Consider the following 16,442-nt stretch of genomic DNA (forward strand, 5'->3'; position numbering starts at 1 on the left):
CAATGAAAACCGTTCGGGTGAATATCCGATCACTGGCTAACGCCGGTGCGATCCGGCGCGAGAAGAGAAACGGGCGAGACGTGGTTATCGTACCGTCCGCAACTCTCCCCGACGACATCGTGATGAATGACATCATGTACCCGGCTGACGAGATCGAGAAGAGCTTTACCGGTCTGGAGCGCACACCGGCACCGCTCGGCCATCCAATGATCAACGGTGCATTTGTCTCAGCGCGTGATCCGGAAGGGATCAATCTTGGCTGGATCGGGGCATGGAATGAGAACGTGCGCCGTGAGAATGGCCGGGTGTTCCTCGACAAGGTCATCGACGTTGAAACGGCAAGTCGCTCAGAAGGCGGCAAGCGAGTTCTGGAAGCCGCAAACGGTGATGTGAATTACAAGCATATCGCTCGAGCCCTTGAATTCGACCATGACGCCATTCTGCTTGATGAGCAAGGCGCGGCAACGCCTGAACAAGGCGTCGGTATGCTGGTCAACGCTAAGGGCGAAAAACAGGAAGTCGAGGTCATCAACTCGTTTATCGAGGATGCTGACCGCGAAATGGATTGGGCGGTAGATAGCCTCGCCCGAGCTTTGGAACGGCGCTCCAAGGCGTCCGTGCTGGAGCGAATGAAGTCCGCGATTATGGAGGCCGTTGGCCTGTCCGAGCGGGTTCCCTCAACCAATCGAAAGGAAGACGACATGTCTGTCTCTGACGAGCAGTTCAAGGCGCTTTCCGATGAGGTCAAAACCCTCACGGACGGATTTGCCAAGATCGGCGAAACCATTGGCACCGCAGTGGCCAACGCTGTGAAGCCATTGGTCGATGCACAAAATGAAATGGTCGCCAACCAGAAGGCCAAGGAAGACGCCGAAAAGGCTGACTTGGTCGAGAAGGTCGTGAAGGCCAATCTTCTCACCGAAGCAGTTGCAAACACGCTGTCAATCGATGCTCTCAAGGAACTGGCTCCGAAGGCTGAACCTGGCCGCGCAGCTGCTCTGAACGGTGCATTCAAGCCGACGAGCGATAAGCCCGGCTTCAAGGTTCCGGAAGGAGAATAATCCATGGCCCGCTATAACAAGATTTTCGCTGGCCCGTTCACCGAGGCAACTCCGCAGGTTCAGGAAGGCATTGCAGCCGCTGCAACGCTTCCGGGTCTTGCCGTTGTGCTGAATGGCACAGGCGGCTTTGCCATCGCCGGCGCATCCACCAATGAAAAGGTGTTCATCGCTCAGGACAATTACCTTGTCCTCAAGGGCGTGGATGATGCGTGGTCTGCCAATGATCGCATGATCGGCATGGAAATGCTCGATGAGCAGTTCTTTAACGTCCGCGTACCGACTGGCACCAACGTCGCCAAGGGTGCTGAACTAACCACGAACGCCACTGGTCGTTTCGTTCTCGCTGCCGCTGGCAATCGCATCATCGCGATCGCTGAAGAGGCTTACAACAACACGACCGGATCGGACCAGCTTGTGCGTGTACGCGCAGCCAAGGGCCATCTGGCCGCGGCATAAGGGAGTTACACCACATGCGTTACTTCTCCTCCCAGCTTCTCAGCAACTCGCGTATTCACGCCGGTTGGTGGGATGAAGTCTCGGCGGACCGTGCTTGGTTCCACAATGCTGAAGACCAGCTTGCTGCCGTGCGCAATCAGGCTGCGGTGCTGCCACGTGATGCCTGGCTTGAGCTCGACAGCATTACCCGCCGCGTCATGCGCAACGACGAAGGTCAGGCTTACATGGCTGATCTGATGCCTCTCGCAAAGGCGGTTAACATCGGCAAGCTCGTTCACCTGAACCGCGTATCTTCGGATGCCGGTACGGTTGTTCGCTCGTTGTCTGGTCAGGTGCCAGTCCCTCTGGACAAAGTCACCTATGACTATCGAGGTACGCCGGTTCCGATCTTCTCGACCGCGTATGGTCGTGAATGGCGGGAATGGAACACGCTGCAGTCTGAAAACTTTGACGCTCTGTCGGACGATCAGGAAGCACATACCGCCAAAATCCGCCGCGATATGGCTCTGTATGCCCTTGATGGTGATCCTACCATCACTGTGCAGGGTTATTCGGGCTACGGTATCCGTACCTCGCCGTTCTCCAAGGCCATCAACCTTGGCTCGGCTGCCGGCGGCGCCAACATCGATCTGACGACTGCAGGCTCTGATGATGTTGACAACTTCATCACTCAGGTTCTCGGCGGAGTGCTCGATGACAACCTGATCACGGGCAAGGTCAATCTGTATATCTCGCCAGAGATCGGGCGGAACTTCGACAAGTCGTATTCGGGCTCGACCGGGTTCAAGGGTGGCACTCTGCTCTCCTACCTGCTCACGAATCGCCGCATCAACAAGATCGTGGTGACTTATGAGCTGAGCGGAAATGAGTTCTTCGGCTTTGTCCCGAACTCGGAATTCATCCGTCCGATTGTCGGCATGGCCGTGAATACGACCGCCAAGGTTCGCCAGAACCCGACCGACAACTATCAGTTCCTCATCATGGGCGCGATGGGTCTGGAAATCCGGGCCGATTACAACGGCAAAACCGGCGTCTTCTACTCCACTGTGGTCAACTGATGAACCAGCCCGGCCTTAGTGCCGGGCGTTCTCTTTCAGGAAGGAACAGAGCATGCGTGTGAAAATCACGAAGCCGGGCATCTTTGGCGCCAAGGGTGAAGTCCCGGTCGGCACTGAGGTGACCGTGAAGGAAGAGCCGAAGGGCTGGGCCGGTCGATATGAAGTCATTGTCGGAGACGGTGAAGGTAAGGCCGCAATCACCAATCCCAGTCAGGGTGAACGGGAAGAACTGAAGAAGCAGGCGGATGAGCTTGGCATCGAGTACGCCAAAAACATCTCGAATGGAAAGCTTCAGGAACTGATTGACGCGAAACTGGCGGAATAACGAACATGGCAGGCTACGGCACAGACGATCAGTTCCAGTCATGGCTAACTGATAACGGATATACCTTGCCCGATGATGCGCCGTCGCTTGCCGTTCTTCGTCAGCGTGGCAGTCTTTACATTGATGCCGTCTATGGTGACCGCTTCATAGGTCGTATCGCCACATTCGATCAGGAACGGGCTTGGCCTCGCATAGGTGCGTCACTCAGAGGCACGGCGATACCTTCTGACGTAATCCCGCAGGCGGTAGTTTATGCCTCTTTCTACGCTGCCTATGAGGAAGCAGTTAATCCAGGCAGTCTGAACAATACAGGTTCTTCCTCTTCTGCGGTAGTTCGCGAGAAGGTCGGCGATCTAGAAGTTCAGTATGCAAATGCTCAGTCTGATGGCACAGCATCGTTCCTTACACCGTTAATCTCGACAGTTGATGGCATGCTCGCACCGTACCTGCGCGATCTGGATGCAACCTGTCTCTGGCTGAAATCGGTGGGCTAATGGCCAAGTTCAACTATGCCCGGTCTGTTCAGACCGCGAATAAGCTAATCGACAAGTTTGGACAGACTGGCGCTATCCGGCGTACCGAGACATCCGGCGATCCATGGAACCCCGGAACGAGCGATACGGACTATCCGTGCACTCTTGTTGCGCTGGAATATGACCAGAAGGATATAGACGGGACGCTGATCAAGTCGACGGATAATAAGGTCTACGTTGCCACAAAGGGCCTGACGATCCAGCCGACGACAACCGACAAGGTCATCATCGGCGGGGTTGTAAGCACGATTGTCGAAGCAAAGCCGCTTAATCCGGCGGGAACTGTCGTTTATTTCGAACTGCAAGCACGAGTTTGAGCGGTTTACTATCGCAATGCGCCGTAGTCAGCGAGTTCCTCGATAGATGGTGGCACCAACGCAAACCAAGGGTAGTTGAAAACCAGTTCACGATCCGAATGAAGTTCATTGATGCGTACAAGGCCCTCTCCGGGCAAACCAGTTTCGGAGTTCACAACCAGAACGGTAAGCGGCGGAAGATCGTTATCTGCGCACCAATTCATGATCAAACCGAGTTGGCGATCGAGTACTCCCGCGCCCTTATAATCCAATAGATCGGCGACCATACCGTATGTCAGTGTTTGTCGGTTGTGAGCTGCCGAGATGAGTATTGCGTAAATCTGGACAGCGCGAGCGTGAAGCTTGTTCTTCTCGATATCCGAATAATAGGTCAGTGCCATGTGTAGCCCCCGTTGGTTTTGACGCAACAGTTGTATGGGCATCGCCATAACTATCAAGGGTGAAACATGCTGAAGCGTCTAAGTCCACGTGAGCAATTTGACGCGCTTATCGCGACGTATGAACCGATCCTGCGCGCCGCGTTCATGGCCGCCGTGGATGATATCCGTTCTAATATCGTGCTTCGCCGGATCGTTGAACGGCTGGAGAAGGGCGATATCGCGGGCGCGATTGATGCAATGTTTATCGAAGAATCGGCATTCAATCCGCTCGAAGAGGCTCTTCGACAGGCATTCAACGCGGGCGGGGTCGATACCGTTTCGAACATGCCGGTATTCAAGGACCCGGAAGGCCATACCGTTGTTATTCGATGGGATGCGCGAAACATAGTCGCTGAAAACTGGCTACGCGATCATTCGGCCAGTCTCGTTTCAGGAATTGTAGCTGATCAGGTCGAAAGCATCCGTGCCGCCCTGACGGACAGCCTTGCTAGCGGCGACAACCCAACGAAGGCCGCCAAGGCTATCGTTGGGCCAGTAACCCGGGCTACTGGAACGCGAGAAGGCGGGATTATCGGTCTGACGGCAGCACAGGCCCGGTTCGTTCAGAGCGCTCGTGACGAGCTTCTTTCCGGCGATCCTGCGCTGTTGCGGAACTATCTGGAGCGCGGCCGGCGAGACAAGCGATTTGACCGAACGGTGACGAAAGCTCTTAAGGAACAAACACCATTGCCGGCGGAGGTCGTGGACAGGATCGTCAATCGTTATAGTGCAGGCCTGCTGAAGCTTCGGGCCGACACGATCGCCCTGAATGAAACATTCGATGCGATGGCAGCGGCAAAAGACATCGCCTTTCGCCAGCAGATCGATAACGGAAATCTCTCGGCAGACATCGTCACCAAGACTTGGCGACACACACCGCAGGAGCACCCGCGAGCGCAGCATGTTGCGATGCGAGGACAGAAGGTCAGGTATGACCAACCATTCGTCGCGCAAGACGGCACCTTGATCATGTATCCGCATGCTCCAGGCATTCCGGCCCGGCACAAGATCGGATGCAAGTGCGTGGCCGAATACAAGATCGATTTCGTCGCTCAGTTGGTGGAATAATGGCCAAGTCTTTTGCCGCAACCGTCGGGCAGTGGGCCGTTAAAGTCGATGGCGCGCTTGAAGTCGTGTTTAAAGAGAGCGCGCAAGAGCTCGTCAGTCAGATGGACAAACTTCTGTCGGACATGGTCTATGACCAGCCATCATCTGAGAATTACAGGCGAACCGGCTTTCTTCGTGCCTCTCTGATGGCGTCACGTGAAGCCATGCCAAGGCTGTATCGAGACAATCCCGGCGGGTCGGTTCCGCCTGATCTGCAGCCAGTCATCCTGGTCATCAATAGCGCGGACCTCGGAGATACCATCTATCTCGGCTACACCGCCAACTACGCGGCATATGTCCACTATGGTGCCAAGGGCGCGGCTCCGCGTCCGTGGGTAACGCTCATCGGTCAGCGGTGGGAAGAAATCGTTGCCGCCAAAGCCAAAGAAGTGAAGCAAAGGCTCAAGCTCTGACATGACGATCGAGAAGAGTATAGAAAACGCTCTATTCGAGCGCGTTGCGTCTTTGGTGCTTAATCCTGCGCTTCCGGTCGCTTGGCCGAACATCGCGTTCCAGCGACCCGCTACGGGATATTTGCGTGTGACGCATGTGCCGAACACTTCGCGACGGCGGTTTGTCGGGTCAACTGAGCCTCATCAAAGGCGGGGCATTCTTCAGATAGATGTGTTCCTCCCTCTGAACGGTGGGGCAACGAAGTCCACCGAGAAAGCAGGGAAGGTGGCCGAACACTTCCCGACTGACCTTAAGCTGCCGAAAGACGGATTGACCGTCCGCATCACCAAGGCACCTGACATCGCACAGGGGTTCAGCGATGAGACGCACTGGCAAGTGCCGGTGACGATCTCATACGACTGTTTCGCATAACTTTGATCCGGCCTGAGCCGTTAACAGCCCCGATACGGGGCTTTTTTCATATGGAGAAGACCCATGATTACAACTGCTTCGGGCTCTACGATTGCTATCGGGCCTGCAACTCCTGTAACCGGTGCAAATGAAGCTGCGATCATTGCAGCCTATAAGGCGCTCACGTTCGTGCCTGTTGGCGAGGTCCAGAATCTCGGCGAATTTGGCGATGAGGCGAACGACGTCACGTTCACGAGCCTTTCCGACGCCCGTGTGCGCCACCTCAAGGGCGCTCGCGATGCCGGCGTTCTCGCTCTGGTTTGTGGTCGTGATCCGCTCGATGCAGGTCAGATCGCGCTGCGAGCGGCTGAAAAGACCAATCTGGCTTACGCAATTCGCATCATCGCGAACGATGCGCCAGATGAAACCGGCACTCCAACCGAGTTCTATTTTCACGCGCTAGTACAGTCGGCCAAGGAAAGCTACGGCGAAGCTGATGATGTGGTCACCACGGCTTTCAATCTCGGCATTACGACCGCCATTTTTGAACAAGAGGCCACTGCCGGAACCCCGTAATCCCAACAGCTTATCAACCGTTTCTCCACAAACGTATCAACAGGAAATTCACAGATGAAGAAGACGTTTGACTTTTCGGGCTTTGCTTCGCGGGAAGCATCCGAAAAAGGAACAGAAATATCGATCCGCAATGACGCTGGTGAAGACAGCGGAATTATAATTCGAATTGCTGGTCCGGACAGCTCGCGTCGTCGTCAAATCGCTGAAAGTATATTTGATTCCAGGGTTGAAGCTGGGACAGTCAAGCCGATGACGCTATCCGAAATCGATGCAGCCAATCTTGAGGAGGCAATAGCGGCGACGATCTCTTGGAAGTTCCCCGCTGCCTTCGAAGGGCCGGAATGCACGGCGGAGAATGTGCGGAAGGTTTATACCGAATATCCTTCCATTCTCTCGCAAGTAATCGCTGCAGGGAAAAACAAAGCCCTTTTTACGAAGAGCTGATCGGCAGGCTGACAAAATATGCCGAAATGATGGCAAAGCCAAACGGCAGACGAAAGGCTGAGGATTTGCCGCCAGAACTGAAACGGGTGTGGCAATGGTTCTGTGACCTAAGCACCACTCGGCCTTCGGGGATGGGATTTGTTCCTATCTCATATGCCGAAATCGCTGAATATGGCCGTTTGATGGGGATTTCGTTCCGAAAATGGCAAGTGGTCGCAATCCGGAGGCTCGATATTCGAGCAATCGAAGCTGCTATGAGGCGAGCGAAGAACAAAACGAACATTCAGAACGAAACGCCGGTCAGTGACGGACACGGAGTTGCATCGCTGTTACGTGGCTTCAAGAAAAAGAAGGGGTAGCCCGATGGAGAACACCATGGCCGGGGAAAATAAACCGTGGCTTCTTAGCAGAATAGACCGCATCAAAGACGGGCTGCACGAGATCACGTTCAACGTGGACGAGCAGCCCGCTGTGAAACTAACGATAAGAGGATCGTTCTCACTTCAAGGATGCGGTGTCGAGGGTGTTTTGTCCGCCGCAAGAGGGACATTTAATGCCTTCGATATGGATGCTGTTCGGCCCAGATAATGGATGGGCAGCAAACATGACCTCGCCACAGTGACCGCAGAGTAAATCGGCGCCATTTGGGTCTTTGTCATACCCGTATGCGCCAACGAGATCGATATCCATTCCTGGAACTGGATCAGTCGCTTGTAGCCGTACCTGCTTCATTCAAACCTCCCGTTGTTAACCCGGCCATCAAAGCCGAGTCGCAGCGGAGTGTCGAGATGATGACGCCTTACTGATAACAGCCCAATTGTGCTGCTTCTGTTCTCGCCTGTACTCGTTCGATTTCCCTGATCGCTGGGTATTCGGCGCGGCTAAGCAACTGCTTGCAGCGAACTTCTTTGTATTCAGGGTCAGGTGCCCTATTGCTGGCGCAACCAGAAAGAACGAACAGCGCGAGACAGGTGATCACAAGTGCTTTCATGTGGGTTCCCTCTTTCGGGGGATTATAGCGCGTGTTCCAATGGCGGCTAGATGGCGGAGCAGACTGCCAGCATAAGGAGCGGCCTACGGGCCGCCTTTAACCTTCAACCAAAAATGGAGATTTTAGGACTCGCGTTTTTAAAATTTCATGCTTTTATTTCCGTAACTGGGGATGGGCATGAATATCGAGAAAATTGATCCAATCTGCATAAAATTTGAGGGTCTGGACGCTAATAACAATGCGGTTGAACTGTCCGTGTTGGCGTCCTCACTTCAAGGCGCTTCCAAGATTATTGCCGCGAGCGGCCAAGTTGCTCTTGCTGGGCGGTTTTCAAAAAAGGAAATACAGAACGATGTCCGGGTTCTGGGGTTGCCACCCCAGGCGGGAAGCTATGAGTTTTGGATAGCGGTTACGGCAATAGCTACACCGCTTGCAACTCCGATGTTCCCTTTGATCGAAACTGCCGTCAAAACAGCCGCGACAAAGGCGGTCGAAGGAATGACAAACTACGTCATTAGCAAATGGGCGGGACGGAAAGCTGAAATGCAGACATCCAATGAAGTCGCTGTCAAGGCTCTAGAAGAAATGGGGCATACCGCACGCCACGCAATGGATATGGTAGAGCGAGTAGCTATTTCTAACCATTCCGGGGCGAAGCAACTCGTAAGCCCTATTGGTTTATCTGCTCAATTCATGCGGATTGGGCATGTCTCCACAGGCTCATTTCCGATAGGACAATTGGATCGTGATGAAATCGAGAAAGCAAAGCCGATTGAAATTGGTGAGGAAAGAGTTTGGCGAGTTCAGATTACAGAGCTGGATCGAATAAACCAAACCTGCAAAGTCTCTCTTGTAGATGATCCAGATATACGCAAGCGGATTGATGGGAAAATAACGGACCCGCAAATTGTAACGCCTAACAACGCTTATACCAGTGCGTTTGATAATCACGATACAATCGCGGTAAAATGCAAGCCTCAATACCAAGATGGCGAACTAGATCGGATTTTTATTTCTGATGTTGTAAAGTAAATAGGGGATCTTGGCTCCCCTTTTTATTTGCAGAAGTTACCGCCGATTGCGAATTTCTTGCTTTCGCTGGAGAATGTGAATTTCTTGTATCCTTCATAGCCGCCTTGTTTATTCTTAGCGTTTACAAGTCCGCACACATTGAACCCCTGCAGGGGTTCACCGTTGATGTTCGTTTCGCCTTCGATTGATCTAAATGTCAGCGATTTGAACTTTGTCGCCTCAGGATCACGAAAATTATCATCCATAGCTGCCGTCATCGCTGATTGAGCGTCTTTTGGTAGGGCCTTGAATGTGTCGTCGATGAACATTTGAGCATTGGCCGCACCGCTGAAAGCCAGTGTAAGACTGAAAACGGCTGTGTGAAGTTTCATCATACCCCCGAGATAAAAGGACAGTTTCAATGGCTGGTGATATTGCCACGCTTGGTTTTGCGGTCAATTCCAAACCGCTTACCGACGCTTCAACCGAGCTCAATAAATTGTCCGGGGCTGCGGATCGCGCAGAAACATCAGCGGATAGACTTTCAAGGAGTTCGCAGAAGGTTTCCTCAAGCGTCAAGAAGGTCGCTACCGATACCCGCCAGTATTCCGACGCTTTAAAGGCAAGCTCGTTCCAGACCGCCAACTTGGCTGCCCAGTTCAATGATATCGGCGTTATGCTCGCCGCCGGTCAATCACCGCTCCAGTTGGCCCTTCAGCAAGGAACCCAGATCAGCCAAGTTCTACAGACCATGGGGAGTGGTACAAGCATCATTCGGTCGCTTGGCGCCGCACTAGTGTCGATGGTGAGCCCCGTTTCCTTGGTAACGGTTGGCCTAATTGCAATGGGTGCATCTGCCGTCCAGTACTTTACTGGCGTCGACGAGAACGTAAGTTCGGCAAATGATGCATTAAAGGGACATGAGGCCCTTATTCGAGAAATACGGGATGCATACGGAGACGCGGCGGTTGCTGCAGAGCAATATTCCGGAAAAAGCAAGGCCTTACTGGAATACGATATCCAGCAGAAAATCCAAGAGTATCGCACGATTGTAAGTGAGGCGGCCAACTCGCTGTACGAAACAGTCCGGCAGGTTCCGGCATCATCGTTTGAGGGCGCCACTTACGTCATTGCCGAAGTTCAGTCCGCAATGGCGCAGCTTCACGATAGTATACAACGTGGTGAACCTGACGTACGTCGGTTTATCGATCGAATGGTGGAGATTGAACAACAGTCTGGGACACCGGAGCAGATCCGGGACTTGGTTCGAGAGATTATCGAAACGGGGCGATCAGCAAGCGATGTTCAAGGGAAACTGGCTTCCCTAACCAATATTGTGGCTCAGTTGGGAGACACAGCATCTGGACAAGTAGGGAAGATAAGTGACCTGACGAAGGCGTATCGTGACCTTGCATCGATAGCGGCCCCCACGCTTAGCAATATGGAGCAAGCTCAGGACGCCTATAATCGAGCAGTGACGGCAGATGGGAGCATTGAGAACCGGATTAAAGCAGCGAAGGAATATCAAGTCACGTTGGCGCGCCTTCGGGCGTCGGAAATGCCGACCCCCGGCCAGCGGCCTAACTTGGAAAGCATTGCCCCGGAAAAGGCAAAGTCAGGACGTTCCGATGCAGAACGTGAAGCAGATCGGCAAGCCAAGGCAATCTCGCGGGTAACTGAGAACCTTCAGTTTGAACTCGGTACGATGGGAATGTCCGCCCAATCATTGCGACTTCAGAATGCGCTGCGCCAGGCTAATGTCGATATCTATTCAGCTGAAGGGCAGAAGATTGCTGATCTTGTCGAAAAGATCAACGCGAAGGAAGCAGCCACAAAGGCAGCTGCCGAAGCTGACAAACAAGCAAAAGAGGCTCAGGAAAAATTCGTCCATGCAATGGACAACGGCTTAAACATGATTGGCGACGCGATCCTGTCGATTGCAGATGGATCGGATAAGGCGTCCGACGCAGTTAAGCGTCTCGCCGTCGAACTGGCACTTGCCGCTGCGCAGGCTGCTTTGTTCGGCAGCGGCCCTCTGGCTGGATTTTTTGGCGGCGGAAGTTTTGGAGGCGGGTTTAAAAGTACTCAGCTATCCGGGGCTCTTGCATCAGGCAGTATCGGCCTATTCGCTAACGGCGGCGTCACCAACAAACCCGCGATCTTCGGTGAAGCGGGCCCTGAAGCAGCAGTTCCGCTGCCTGATGGCCGACACATCCCCGTCAAGATGATTGGGGGAGGCGGCGGCAGCTCTCAAAACGTCAACGTCACGACCGATGTAAAGATTTCCTTCGACAAGGATGGGAATCCTCTTGCGGCAGTCGATAGCCGGATCGACCAGAAAATCGCGGCCAATAATAAGAGTTGGGACAAGAGCAGCGCCGTTCGCGCAGCTCGTGATTTGAGACAGGTCAGCCAAAGAGGTTATGTCAGATGAGTATTAGCCTCCCTGACTTCATCGAGTATCAGGCTGGCCGTCCACGACTTAACAAGCCGATTTCCATGTCTCGTTATGGCGAACGGGCCATATCTATGATCCAGAACGGCGATGAGTGGTGGACGGTCAATATTGAAACCCAGCCGATGTATGATGAGGACTTGGCCGAGTTAGAAGGATGGCTCGCACAGGCACAGAACGGCATGGAGACGATTGTTTACACGGTTCTCGGAAAGCAATCGCTTCCTCGTGCCTATTGGAGCAATCCAAATAGCGCCATTCCGGCTGATAATGGTTCGCTTACATCAGTGACGAACGGGAAAACGCTGCTTATCGGTAGTGTTACTGCTGGGTTGGCCATGATGAAGGGCGATTTGATTTCGCTCACCACCGGTGATTATCACAGTCTGCATCGGGTGACCGCCAATGTCACAGCGGGGGCGTCGATCACGCTTCCAGTCGAACCGCCCATCCCGTCTTATATCGCAGTCGGGGCAACTGTTCGGTTCAAAGATCCAGTCTTGAATACCCGGATCGTGCCCGGATCGACCGAGGTTGAGGATGGTGTGATGCCAACTGCGAAGTTTCAGCTCATTGAAGTGCCGAGATAGGCAGATCAACGCTGTCGTCGCGCACGAATAGCGCGAATCCATGTGTTGTTAAACATAATGGCCCGATGACCAATGCGACGGCACCCATGGCGATCATGCCGATAGCTACGCCTTGGTCTCCGAACTGCTGATATAACCAGCCTGTTTTTTCTACTGCTTGGGCTGGATTTCCAAGGCGAAGAACACCTTGGATCAAGGCACCAAAACCGACAATCAACATGCAAACACTTCTAATCATGCCGGCCAGATATCACCTGGGCGCGGTTCAATCCACCCTTTCGATGATTTGGCGGTAACTAATGGCCTTCCCAGCACGTCTACAGCAATTGCTCGACGAGGGCAGGGGCAAAATCGCCTCTGCCGTCAAGGCCGAGTTCGGCACGGGCACATATGGTTTTTTTGCCGGCAAAGGCAGCATCGTCTACAATGGCCTTACCTACAACGGCAACACGCTGATCGATATCGATGAGCCGCAATATGCTCTCGGTACAGCGGCCCAACCGATAACGATGAAGTTGCCCGCTGCCGCTGATTTCGGCCTGACCCCGGATAAGCTCAGCCAGATCGAGCAGGAAGATTACAAGAACCGCCCGATCACCTTCTACGATTTCTATATCGATCCCGACACGAACGCTTTCCTTCACGCTGAGCCGACTTGGTACGGCTACATCGACAATATCGATCATCGTGAAGAGGGGGAGGACGTTTGGCTGGAAGGTCACATCGAAACCGGAGCCATCGACAATTTCCGTGAGGGCTATCGTTATGCCTCCCATGAGGATCAGCAGCTGGTTTCCCCCGGCGACATGCTGTTCGAATACGCAGCGAGGATCAAGAATGAGTATTTCAAAATCAAGTTCGGCTAGGGTTCCCGGCTGGGATCGGGCGCTGGAAGACTTGGCAACTGCTCATGTCTCTATCGCTCCGGAATGGGGTGTATCAGACTGCCTGATGACGGCGGCAGATGCGATCAAGGCCGTAACCGGGGAAGACCCGCTTGTGAAGTTCCGCGGCAAGTACAAGACGGAAGCCGGGGCAGCTCGCAAGATGCGCGCCAATGGCTGCGAGAATGTCAAGGATGTGTTCGAGAACTATCTCCAGCTTGAGCCGGTCAATCGGCTCGTGGCACGCCGGGGTGATGTCGGCGTGATGGTCATCAATGATGAATATGTGGCCGGGTTTATCTGCGGCACAGGGTTCGCGGTCAAGCAGCCCAGCGGCCTAGCTTTCTTTCCAGTGACCGATATCGAGCAGGCCTACAGGGTCGGGGTGTGATCATGATTATCATAAAATCGAAGACGATGATTGTACTTGGCGAGGGCGAAGACGCAAAACTGCTGATCTTTACAAATCCAGATGATTGCGAGCGCGAGTTTCGCCGCCTCAAACGCCAGCTGAAATAGCCACCACTTCCAATCAAATTTGCGCGTTCGAAGGTCCGTCAAATGCGGGCCTATTTTGTTGCGCCTGCATGAGGCTTTTGAATGCCATTTCTCGCACCAATATTTACCGCTATCGGTGGCATTGTATCGAGCGTGGCCGCATGGGCTGCTGCAAGCCCGATCCTTGCCGGGATCGCCCAAACAGCATTTGGGATCGCGGCAAAGTTTGCGCTCAATGCACTCTTCCCGCCCAAGACGCAAAGCCGTGCATCGGAACTGGAAACGCAATACGGCTCGAATATCCCGCGTTCGGTCATTCTCGGCACATGTGCGACCGAAGGCCATCACATCTACCGAAACAGCTACGGCAGTGGCGGGCGTCTCATTCAGGATGTGTTCGTTCTGTCGAGCTTTCGCATCACGTCCGTGCCGCGTGTTCGATACAACGGCGAATGGCGTGTTCTTTCGGTGCAAGACGCTGACGGTTACTGGCTTGTGCCGAACGAAGGCACGAGCGGCGACGATCATGATAACGTCCGCGTCAAGTTCTTCTACGGCACGATGGATCAGCAGGCAGAACCGACGCTGATCAATAATGCCCGACCTGCGGGTCGCTGGACTGCAAACCATCGCGGCGCAGGCGTAGCCTATGCAATCGTGTTTTCAGAGCTTCGCAAGAATGGCGATGGCCTGACCTCGCCAGCAAAGCTGCTGTTCCAAGTCGTTGGCGCGCCGCTTTATGACTGGCGCAAAGACAGCACAGTTGGCGGCTCTGGCGGACATCGCTGGGAAGATCAGAGCACATGGGAATATTCCGATAATCCGGTTGTGCAGATTTACAATCTGGAGCGCGGTTTCTTCAATGGCACTCAGCGAATGGTCGGCAAAGCAGTCCGCGCAAGCCGCCTGCCACTGGGCGACTACACCCAAGCCGCTAACATCTGCGACGAGTTCATGGTCGACGGTTCGAAGCGGTATCGCGCCCACGCGATTGCCAAGGACGGCCCCGGCGCTAACCACGACGCGAACCTGACGCCGATCCTAGAAGCCATGTGCGGCTCGTGGGTGGAACGTGTCGACGGCGAATTTCCTATTGCGGGCGCTCCACAGGCTATCGTTGCAACCATCACCGATGACGATATCAAGCGTGGTGCGGCGTTGCGCTTCAGCGTCAAGCGCAAGCGCACGGAACTCATCAACACAGTCGCGGCGTCCTATATCTCGCCAGATGATTTCTATGAGACGAAGGACGCGGCAACCCGTATCGATGCCGGTGCATTGGCCGAGGACAGGGAAACGCTTGCCAGTGCCATTCCTTATTCCGCTGTCACGGATGTTCGGCAGGTGGACCGACTTGCAGATATTGCGATCCGTGGTGCGCGTTATCAGGCATCGGCAGAAATCGTCGTTCATCCGAAGTTTCTCGACACGATCAAGGAAGGCCGGTGGGTTCGCTGGAACAGCAAGAAGTATGGCGACCGCACGTTTCAGGTTCTGACGCGCCAGCTTGGCGGGATCAATACTGATGGCGCTCGCGATATCTCGCTGTCTTTGCAGCAGATCAGCAATGGTGTGTTTGATCCGACAGCCTACGAGACCAACCCGCCGAACATCATCGTTATTCCACCGCCGCAATACCTGTCTGAAGTGCAGAACTTCGACGTAATCCCCCTTATCGTGGTTTCGAACGGGGAGGGCGAACTGCCCGCTGCACAACTTCTGTGGGACAGCATCGAGGATATCTCGGTCATTGGCGTGAACATAGAATATTGGCCTGCCAACGATCCTTCGCAGGTGTTCACACGGTTTGTCACATGGGATGTAACGAGCGTCATTCTATCTGAAGGCCTGACCTCGCTCACTGATTGGTTCGTCCGGACACGCTTGCGCGTGGACAATGGCCGGTCGGTAGCGTGGTCAGCGAATACTGCCTTCACGACGCTTAAGGCCCGTTCGGGAGGTCCGGTTGATTACGAGCGCCTCGACGGTGACGTGAAGGGCCTCATTAACTGGATGACCGACGACCGGCGCGAAGCGCTTCGCCAGGCTCAGGAAAACGCCACCAAGACCGCTGACGGCATGCTGGCCGGTTATGCAGATAGTCGGTCGCTTCGCCGCGAGCTTGCCAGCACCTACGGCAAGGCAAGGGCTTCGTGGTCGGAAGATATCTATGTAGCGACCGGGCCCAACAGCGCCATTGTCCAGCAACTGACACAGTTGAACGCCGAGCTTGACGACAAGGCAGACGCAAGCGTTGTGACGCTTCTGTCCACGCGAGTGGATAATGTCGAAGGGCAGTACACAGCCGTCGCAGATGCGATCACTGACGTGAACGCGTCGGTCGACGGCACGGTGGCTAACTCGGGTTGGCGCATGACGGCGACGGTTGGCGGCGGTGGCACATCGGCCAGAATATCGGCTTACGCCCGCATCAACACAGGCGACACTTGGAAACAGGCAGGCTGGTTTATCAATGTCACCCCGACGGGTAGCCAGTTCATTGTTGTGTCCAACCAGTTCGCGATTGCCGATCCGAACAATAACGGCACCTTCACCTATCCGTTCGTTGTGCAGAATGGGCAGGTCTACATTCAGAATGCCCGTCTCGGAACGCTGTATTTCGACGTGCTCCAGTCCAACAACGGCAAGTTCATCATGCGCGGCTATGACAACTTAGCCGATCTGCGGATATTCACATGACCCAGACATTTATTGGCTACAAACCGGGCGTCGGCCCGGTTTTGAAGTGCCTGAAATATGACACGGATGATCCGCTGACACTGGCCAACACGGCATTTGACAGGTTCTTCTTCAATTCGGAGACGCAGAACCTGTCTTATGTGTTCCCGACCAACCCGTTTTTCTATCGCTCGGCAGAGCTATCCGCGCTTCCGGCGACATTCAACATCACCA

General features: G+C 54.2%; 25 protein-coding genes. 20 read left to right on the forward strand and 5 right to left on the reverse strand.

The window, feature by feature from the left end; all coding sequences use genetic code 11:
• Nucleotides 1-2 precede the first annotated feature (2 nt).
• From ABWW11_RS05175 to ABWW11_RS05200, 6 genes are read left to right on the forward strand one after another with little or no spacing between them, the layout of a single operon-like run.
• Nucleotides 3-1,061, forward strand: a complete 1,059-nt coding sequence (locus tag ABWW11_RS05175; protein WP_319080346.1) for a hypothetical protein — start codon at nucleotides 3-5, stop codon at nucleotides 1,059-1,061.
• Nucleotides 1,062-1,064: 3 nt separating this feature from the next.
• Nucleotides 1,065-1,517, forward strand: a complete 453-nt coding sequence (locus ABWW11_RS05180) for a hypothetical protein (protein ID WP_319080345.1) — start codon at nucleotides 1,065-1,067, stop codon at nucleotides 1,515-1,517.
• A 14-nt stretch (nucleotides 1,518-1,531) separates the two neighbouring features.
• The gene (locus ABWW11_RS05185) at nucleotides 1,532-2,575 is read left to right on the forward strand and encodes a major capsid protein (RefSeq protein ID WP_319080344.1); all 1,044 of its coding nucleotides are present in this window, start codon (nucleotides 1,532-1,534) and stop codon (nucleotides 2,573-2,575) included.
• Between the two features lie 52 nt (nucleotides 2,576-2,627).
• Nucleotides 2,628-2,900, forward strand: coding sequence for a hypothetical protein (locus tag ABWW11_RS05190; protein ID WP_319080343.1), 273 nt, complete (start codon nucleotides 2,628-2,630; stop codon nucleotides 2,898-2,900).
• Between the two features lie 5 nt (nucleotides 2,901-2,905).
• On the forward strand, nucleotides 2,906-3,394 hold the full coding sequence (locus tag ABWW11_RS05195; protein ID WP_319080342.1) for a DnaT-like ssDNA-binding protein: 489 nt from the start codon (nucleotides 2,906-2,908) through the stop codon (nucleotides 3,392-3,394).
• Nucleotides 3,394-3,750, forward strand: a complete 357-nt coding sequence (locus ABWW11_RS05200; RefSeq protein ID WP_319080341.1) for a hypothetical protein — start codon at nucleotides 3,394-3,396, stop codon at nucleotides 3,748-3,750. Before ABWW11_RS05195 ends, ABWW11_RS05200 begins: the two co-directional genes overlap by 1 nt.
• Nucleotides 3,751-3,758: 8 nt before the next feature.
• On the opposite strand, the gene ABWW11_RS05205 is transcribed toward ABWW11_RS05200, so the two are convergent.
• Nucleotides 3,759-4,130, reverse strand: coding sequence for a hypothetical protein (locus ABWW11_RS05205; RefSeq protein ID WP_319080340.1), 372 nt, complete (start codon nucleotides 4,128-4,130; stop codon nucleotides 3,759-3,761).
• Between the two features lie 66 nt (nucleotides 4,131-4,196).
• On the opposite strand from ABWW11_RS05205, the gene ABWW11_RS05210 reads away from it, so the two are divergent.
• The 6 genes from ABWW11_RS05210 (at nucleotide 4,197) to ABWW11_RS05235 (ending at nucleotide 7,459) form a co-directional block, all read left to right on the forward strand.
• Nucleotides 4,197-5,237, forward strand: a complete 1,041-nt coding sequence (locus tag ABWW11_RS05210) for a putative phage head morphogenesis protein (RefSeq protein WP_319080339.1) — start codon at nucleotides 4,197-4,199, stop codon at nucleotides 5,235-5,237.
• Nucleotides 5,237-5,689, forward strand: a complete 453-nt coding sequence (locus ABWW11_RS05215; RefSeq protein ID WP_319080338.1) for an HK97 gp10 family phage protein — start codon at nucleotides 5,237-5,239, stop codon at nucleotides 5,687-5,689. The genes ABWW11_RS05210 and ABWW11_RS05215 overlap by 1 nt, the downstream gene beginning before the upstream one ends.
• A gap of 1 nt (nucleotide 5,690) precedes the next feature.
• Nucleotides 5,691-6,101: a DUF4128 domain-containing protein gene (locus tag ABWW11_RS05220; RefSeq protein WP_319080337.1), complete on the forward strand. Its 411-nt coding sequence runs from the start codon at nucleotides 5,691-5,693 to the stop codon at nucleotides 6,099-6,101.
• A gap of 63 nt (nucleotides 6,102-6,164) precedes the next feature.
• The gene (locus ABWW11_RS05225) at nucleotides 6,165-6,656 is read left to right on the forward strand and encodes a phage tail tube protein (protein ID WP_319080336.1); all 492 of its coding nucleotides are present in this window, start codon (nucleotides 6,165-6,167) and stop codon (nucleotides 6,654-6,656) included.
• Nucleotides 6,657-6,710: 54 nt separating this feature from the next.
• Nucleotides 6,711-7,100, forward strand: a complete 390-nt coding sequence (locus tag ABWW11_RS05230; RefSeq protein WP_319080335.1) for a hypothetical protein — start codon at nucleotides 6,711-6,713, stop codon at nucleotides 7,098-7,100.
• Between the two features lie 26 nt (nucleotides 7,101-7,126).
• Nucleotides 7,127-7,459, forward strand: coding sequence for a phage tail assembly chaperone (locus ABWW11_RS05235; RefSeq protein ID WP_319080334.1), 333 nt, complete (start codon nucleotides 7,127-7,129; stop codon nucleotides 7,457-7,459).
• 139 nt (nucleotides 7,460-7,598) lie between these two features.
• Here ABWW11_RS05235 and ABWW11_RS05240 read toward each other — a convergent pair whose 3' ends face one another.
• A complete protein-coding gene (locus tag ABWW11_RS05240; RefSeq protein ID WP_319080333.1) occupies nucleotides 7,599-7,832 on the reverse strand; it encodes a hypothetical protein in 234 nt (77 codons plus the stop codon).
• 67 nt (nucleotides 7,833-7,899) lie between these two features.
• Nucleotides 7,900-8,091: a hypothetical protein gene (locus ABWW11_RS05245; RefSeq protein WP_319080332.1), complete on the reverse strand. Its 192-nt coding sequence runs from the start codon at nucleotides 8,089-8,091 to the stop codon at nucleotides 7,900-7,902.
• A 177-nt stretch (nucleotides 8,092-8,268) separates the two neighbouring features.
• Between ABWW11_RS05245 and ABWW11_RS05250 the strand changes: the two genes are divergently transcribed.
• Entirely contained in the window at nucleotides 8,269-9,123 is an 855-nt protein-coding gene (locus ABWW11_RS05250; protein ID WP_319080331.1) for a DUF7946 domain-containing protein, read from the forward strand.
• A gap of 23 nt (nucleotides 9,124-9,146) precedes the next feature.
• Here ABWW11_RS05250 and ABWW11_RS05255 read toward each other — a convergent pair whose 3' ends face one another.
• Nucleotides 9,147-9,494 carry a hypothetical protein gene (locus tag ABWW11_RS05255; protein ID WP_319080330.1) on the reverse strand — a complete coding sequence of 116 codons (348 nt, stop codon included), beginning with the start codon at nucleotides 9,492-9,494 and terminating at the stop codon, nucleotides 9,147-9,149.
• Between the two features lie 29 nt (nucleotides 9,495-9,523).
• Here ABWW11_RS05255 and ABWW11_RS05260 point away from each other — a divergent pair, with 29 nt between their 5' ends.
• Both ABWW11_RS05260 and ABWW11_RS05265 read left to right on the forward strand, forming a co-directional pair.
• Nucleotides 9,524-11,536 (forward strand): phage tail length tape measure family protein, encoded by a 2,013-nt coding sequence (locus tag ABWW11_RS05260; RefSeq protein WP_319080329.1) that lies wholly within the window; start codon nucleotides 9,524-9,526, stop codon nucleotides 11,534-11,536.
• A complete protein-coding gene (locus ABWW11_RS05265) occupies nucleotides 11,533-12,147 on the forward strand; it encodes a hypothetical protein (protein WP_319080328.1) in 615 nt (204 codons plus the stop codon). Before ABWW11_RS05260 ends, ABWW11_RS05265 begins: the two co-directional genes overlap by 4 nt.
• Here the strand turns inward: ABWW11_RS05265 and ABWW11_RS05270 are convergent.
• Nucleotides 12,128-12,367, reverse strand: a complete 240-nt coding sequence (locus ABWW11_RS05270; RefSeq protein WP_353409231.1) for a hypothetical protein — start codon at nucleotides 12,365-12,367, stop codon at nucleotides 12,128-12,130. The genes ABWW11_RS05265 and ABWW11_RS05270 overlap by 20 nt on opposite strands.
• Nucleotides 12,368-12,446: 79 nt before the next feature.
• Here ABWW11_RS05270 and ABWW11_RS05275 point away from each other — a divergent pair, with 79 nt between their 5' ends.
• The 5 genes from ABWW11_RS05275 to ABWW11_RS05295 form a co-directional block, all read left to right on the forward strand.
• Nucleotides 12,447-13,013 (forward strand): hypothetical protein, encoded by a 567-nt coding sequence (locus tag ABWW11_RS05275; RefSeq protein ID WP_353409234.1) that lies wholly within the window; start codon nucleotides 12,447-12,449, stop codon nucleotides 13,011-13,013.
• Entirely contained in the window at nucleotides 12,985-13,422 is a 438-nt protein-coding gene (locus tag ABWW11_RS05280) for a DUF6950 family protein (protein ID WP_319081299.1), read from the forward strand. Before ABWW11_RS05275 ends, ABWW11_RS05280 begins: the two co-directional genes overlap by 29 nt.
• 2 nt (nucleotides 13,423-13,424) lie before the next feature.
• Nucleotides 13,425-13,550, forward strand: coding sequence for a hypothetical protein (locus tag ABWW11_RS05285; RefSeq protein ID WP_319081301.1), 126 nt, complete (start codon nucleotides 13,425-13,427; stop codon nucleotides 13,548-13,550).
• A gap of 81 nt (nucleotides 13,551-13,631) precedes the next feature.
• Nucleotides 13,632-16,229 carry a phage tail tip fiber protein gene (locus ABWW11_RS05290; protein WP_353409238.1) on the forward strand — a complete coding sequence of 866 codons (2,598 nt, stop codon included), beginning with the start codon at nucleotides 13,632-13,634 and terminating at the stop codon, nucleotides 16,227-16,229.
• The coding region (locus tag ABWW11_RS05295) for a hypothetical protein (RefSeq protein WP_353409241.1) at nucleotides 16,226-16,442 on the forward strand (217 nt) is incomplete at its 3' end. The genes ABWW11_RS05290 and ABWW11_RS05295, both read left to right, overlap by 4 nt.

Origin of the sequence: Brucella sp. NBRC 113783, from assembly GCF_040372265.1 — a bacterium.
In the GTDB taxonomy this organism is placed as follows: Bacteria; Pseudomonadota; Alphaproteobacteria; order Rhizobiales; family Rhizobiaceae; genus Brucella; species Brucella teleogrylli.

What these genes read in the sequence shown, in the direction of transcription:
- ABWW11_RS05175 (WP_319080346.1), top strand. Translation starts at nt 3, where the DNA reads ATGAAAACCGTTCGGGTGAATATCCGATCACTGGCTAACGCCGGTGCG.
- ABWW11_RS05180 (WP_319080345.1), top strand. Translation starts at nt 1,065, where the DNA reads ATGGCCCGCTATAACAAGATTTTCGCTGGCCCGTTCACCGAGGCAACT.
- ABWW11_RS05185 (WP_319080344.1), top strand. Translation starts at nt 1,532, where the DNA reads ATGCGTTACTTCTCCTCCCAGCTTCTCAGCAACTCGCGTATTCACGCC.
- ABWW11_RS05190 (WP_319080343.1), top strand. Translation starts at nt 2,628, where the DNA reads ATGCGTGTGAAAATCACGAAGCCGGGCATCTTTGGCGCCAAGGGTGAA.
- ABWW11_RS05195 (WP_319080342.1), top strand. Translation starts at nt 2,906, where the DNA reads ATGGCAGGCTACGGCACAGACGATCAGTTCCAGTCATGGCTAACTGAT.
- ABWW11_RS05200 (WP_319080341.1), top strand. Translation starts at nt 3,394, where the DNA reads ATGGCCAAGTTCAACTATGCCCGGTCTGTTCAGACCGCGAATAAGCTA.
- ABWW11_RS05205 (WP_319080340.1), bottom strand. Translation starts at nt 4,130, where the DNA reads ATGGCACTGACCTATTATTCGGATATCGAGAAGAACAAGCTTCACGCT.
- ABWW11_RS05210 (WP_319080339.1), top strand. Translation starts at nt 4,197, where the DNA reads ATGCTGAAGCGTCTAAGTCCACGTGAGCAATTTGACGCGCTTATCGCG.
- ABWW11_RS05215 (WP_319080338.1), top strand. Translation starts at nt 5,237, where the DNA reads ATGGCCAAGTCTTTTGCCGCAACCGTCGGGCAGTGGGCCGTTAAAGTC.
- ABWW11_RS05220 (WP_319080337.1), top strand. Translation starts at nt 5,691, where the DNA reads ATGACGATCGAGAAGAGTATAGAAAACGCTCTATTCGAGCGCGTTGCG.
- ABWW11_RS05225 (WP_319080336.1), top strand. Translation starts at nt 6,165, where the DNA reads ATGATTACAACTGCTTCGGGCTCTACGATTGCTATCGGGCCTGCAACT.
- ABWW11_RS05230 (WP_319080335.1), top strand. Translation starts at nt 6,711, where the DNA reads ATGAAGAAGACGTTTGACTTTTCGGGCTTTGCTTCGCGGGAAGCATCC.
- ABWW11_RS05235 (WP_319080334.1), top strand. Translation starts at nt 7,127, where the DNA reads ATGATGGCAAAGCCAAACGGCAGACGAAAGGCTGAGGATTTGCCGCCA.
- ABWW11_RS05240 (WP_319080333.1), bottom strand. Translation starts at nt 7,832, where the DNA reads ATGAAGCAGGTACGGCTACAAGCGACTGATCCAGTTCCAGGAATGGAT.
- ABWW11_RS05245 (WP_319080332.1), bottom strand. Translation starts at nt 8,091, where the DNA reads ATGAAAGCACTTGTGATCACCTGTCTCGCGCTGTTCGTTCTTTCTGGT.
- ABWW11_RS05250 (WP_319080331.1), top strand. Translation starts at nt 8,269, where the DNA reads ATGAATATCGAGAAAATTGATCCAATCTGCATAAAATTTGAGGGTCTG.
- ABWW11_RS05255 (WP_319080330.1), bottom strand. Translation starts at nt 9,494, where the DNA reads ATGAAACTTCACACAGCCGTTTTCAGTCTTACACTGGCTTTCAGCGGT.
- ABWW11_RS05260 (WP_319080329.1), top strand. Translation starts at nt 9,524, where the DNA reads ATGGCTGGTGATATTGCCACGCTTGGTTTTGCGGTCAATTCCAAACCG.
- ABWW11_RS05265 (WP_319080328.1), top strand. Translation starts at nt 11,533, where the DNA reads ATGAGTATTAGCCTCCCTGACTTCATCGAGTATCAGGCTGGCCGTCCA.
- ABWW11_RS05270 (WP_353409231.1), bottom strand. Translation starts at nt 12,367, where the DNA reads ATGTTGATTGTCGGTTTTGGTGCCTTGATCCAAGGTGTTCTTCGCCTT.
- ABWW11_RS05275 (WP_353409234.1), top strand. Translation starts at nt 12,447, where the DNA reads ATGGCCTTCCCAGCACGTCTACAGCAATTGCTCGACGAGGGCAGGGGC.
- ABWW11_RS05280 (WP_319081299.1), top strand. Translation starts at nt 12,985, where the DNA reads ATGAGTATTTCAAAATCAAGTTCGGCTAGGGTTCCCGGCTGGGATCGG.
- ABWW11_RS05285 (WP_319081301.1), top strand. Translation starts at nt 13,425, where the DNA reads ATGATTATCATAAAATCGAAGACGATGATTGTACTTGGCGAGGGCGAA.
- ABWW11_RS05290 (WP_353409238.1), top strand. Translation starts at nt 13,632, where the DNA reads ATGCCATTTCTCGCACCAATATTTACCGCTATCGGTGGCATTGTATCG.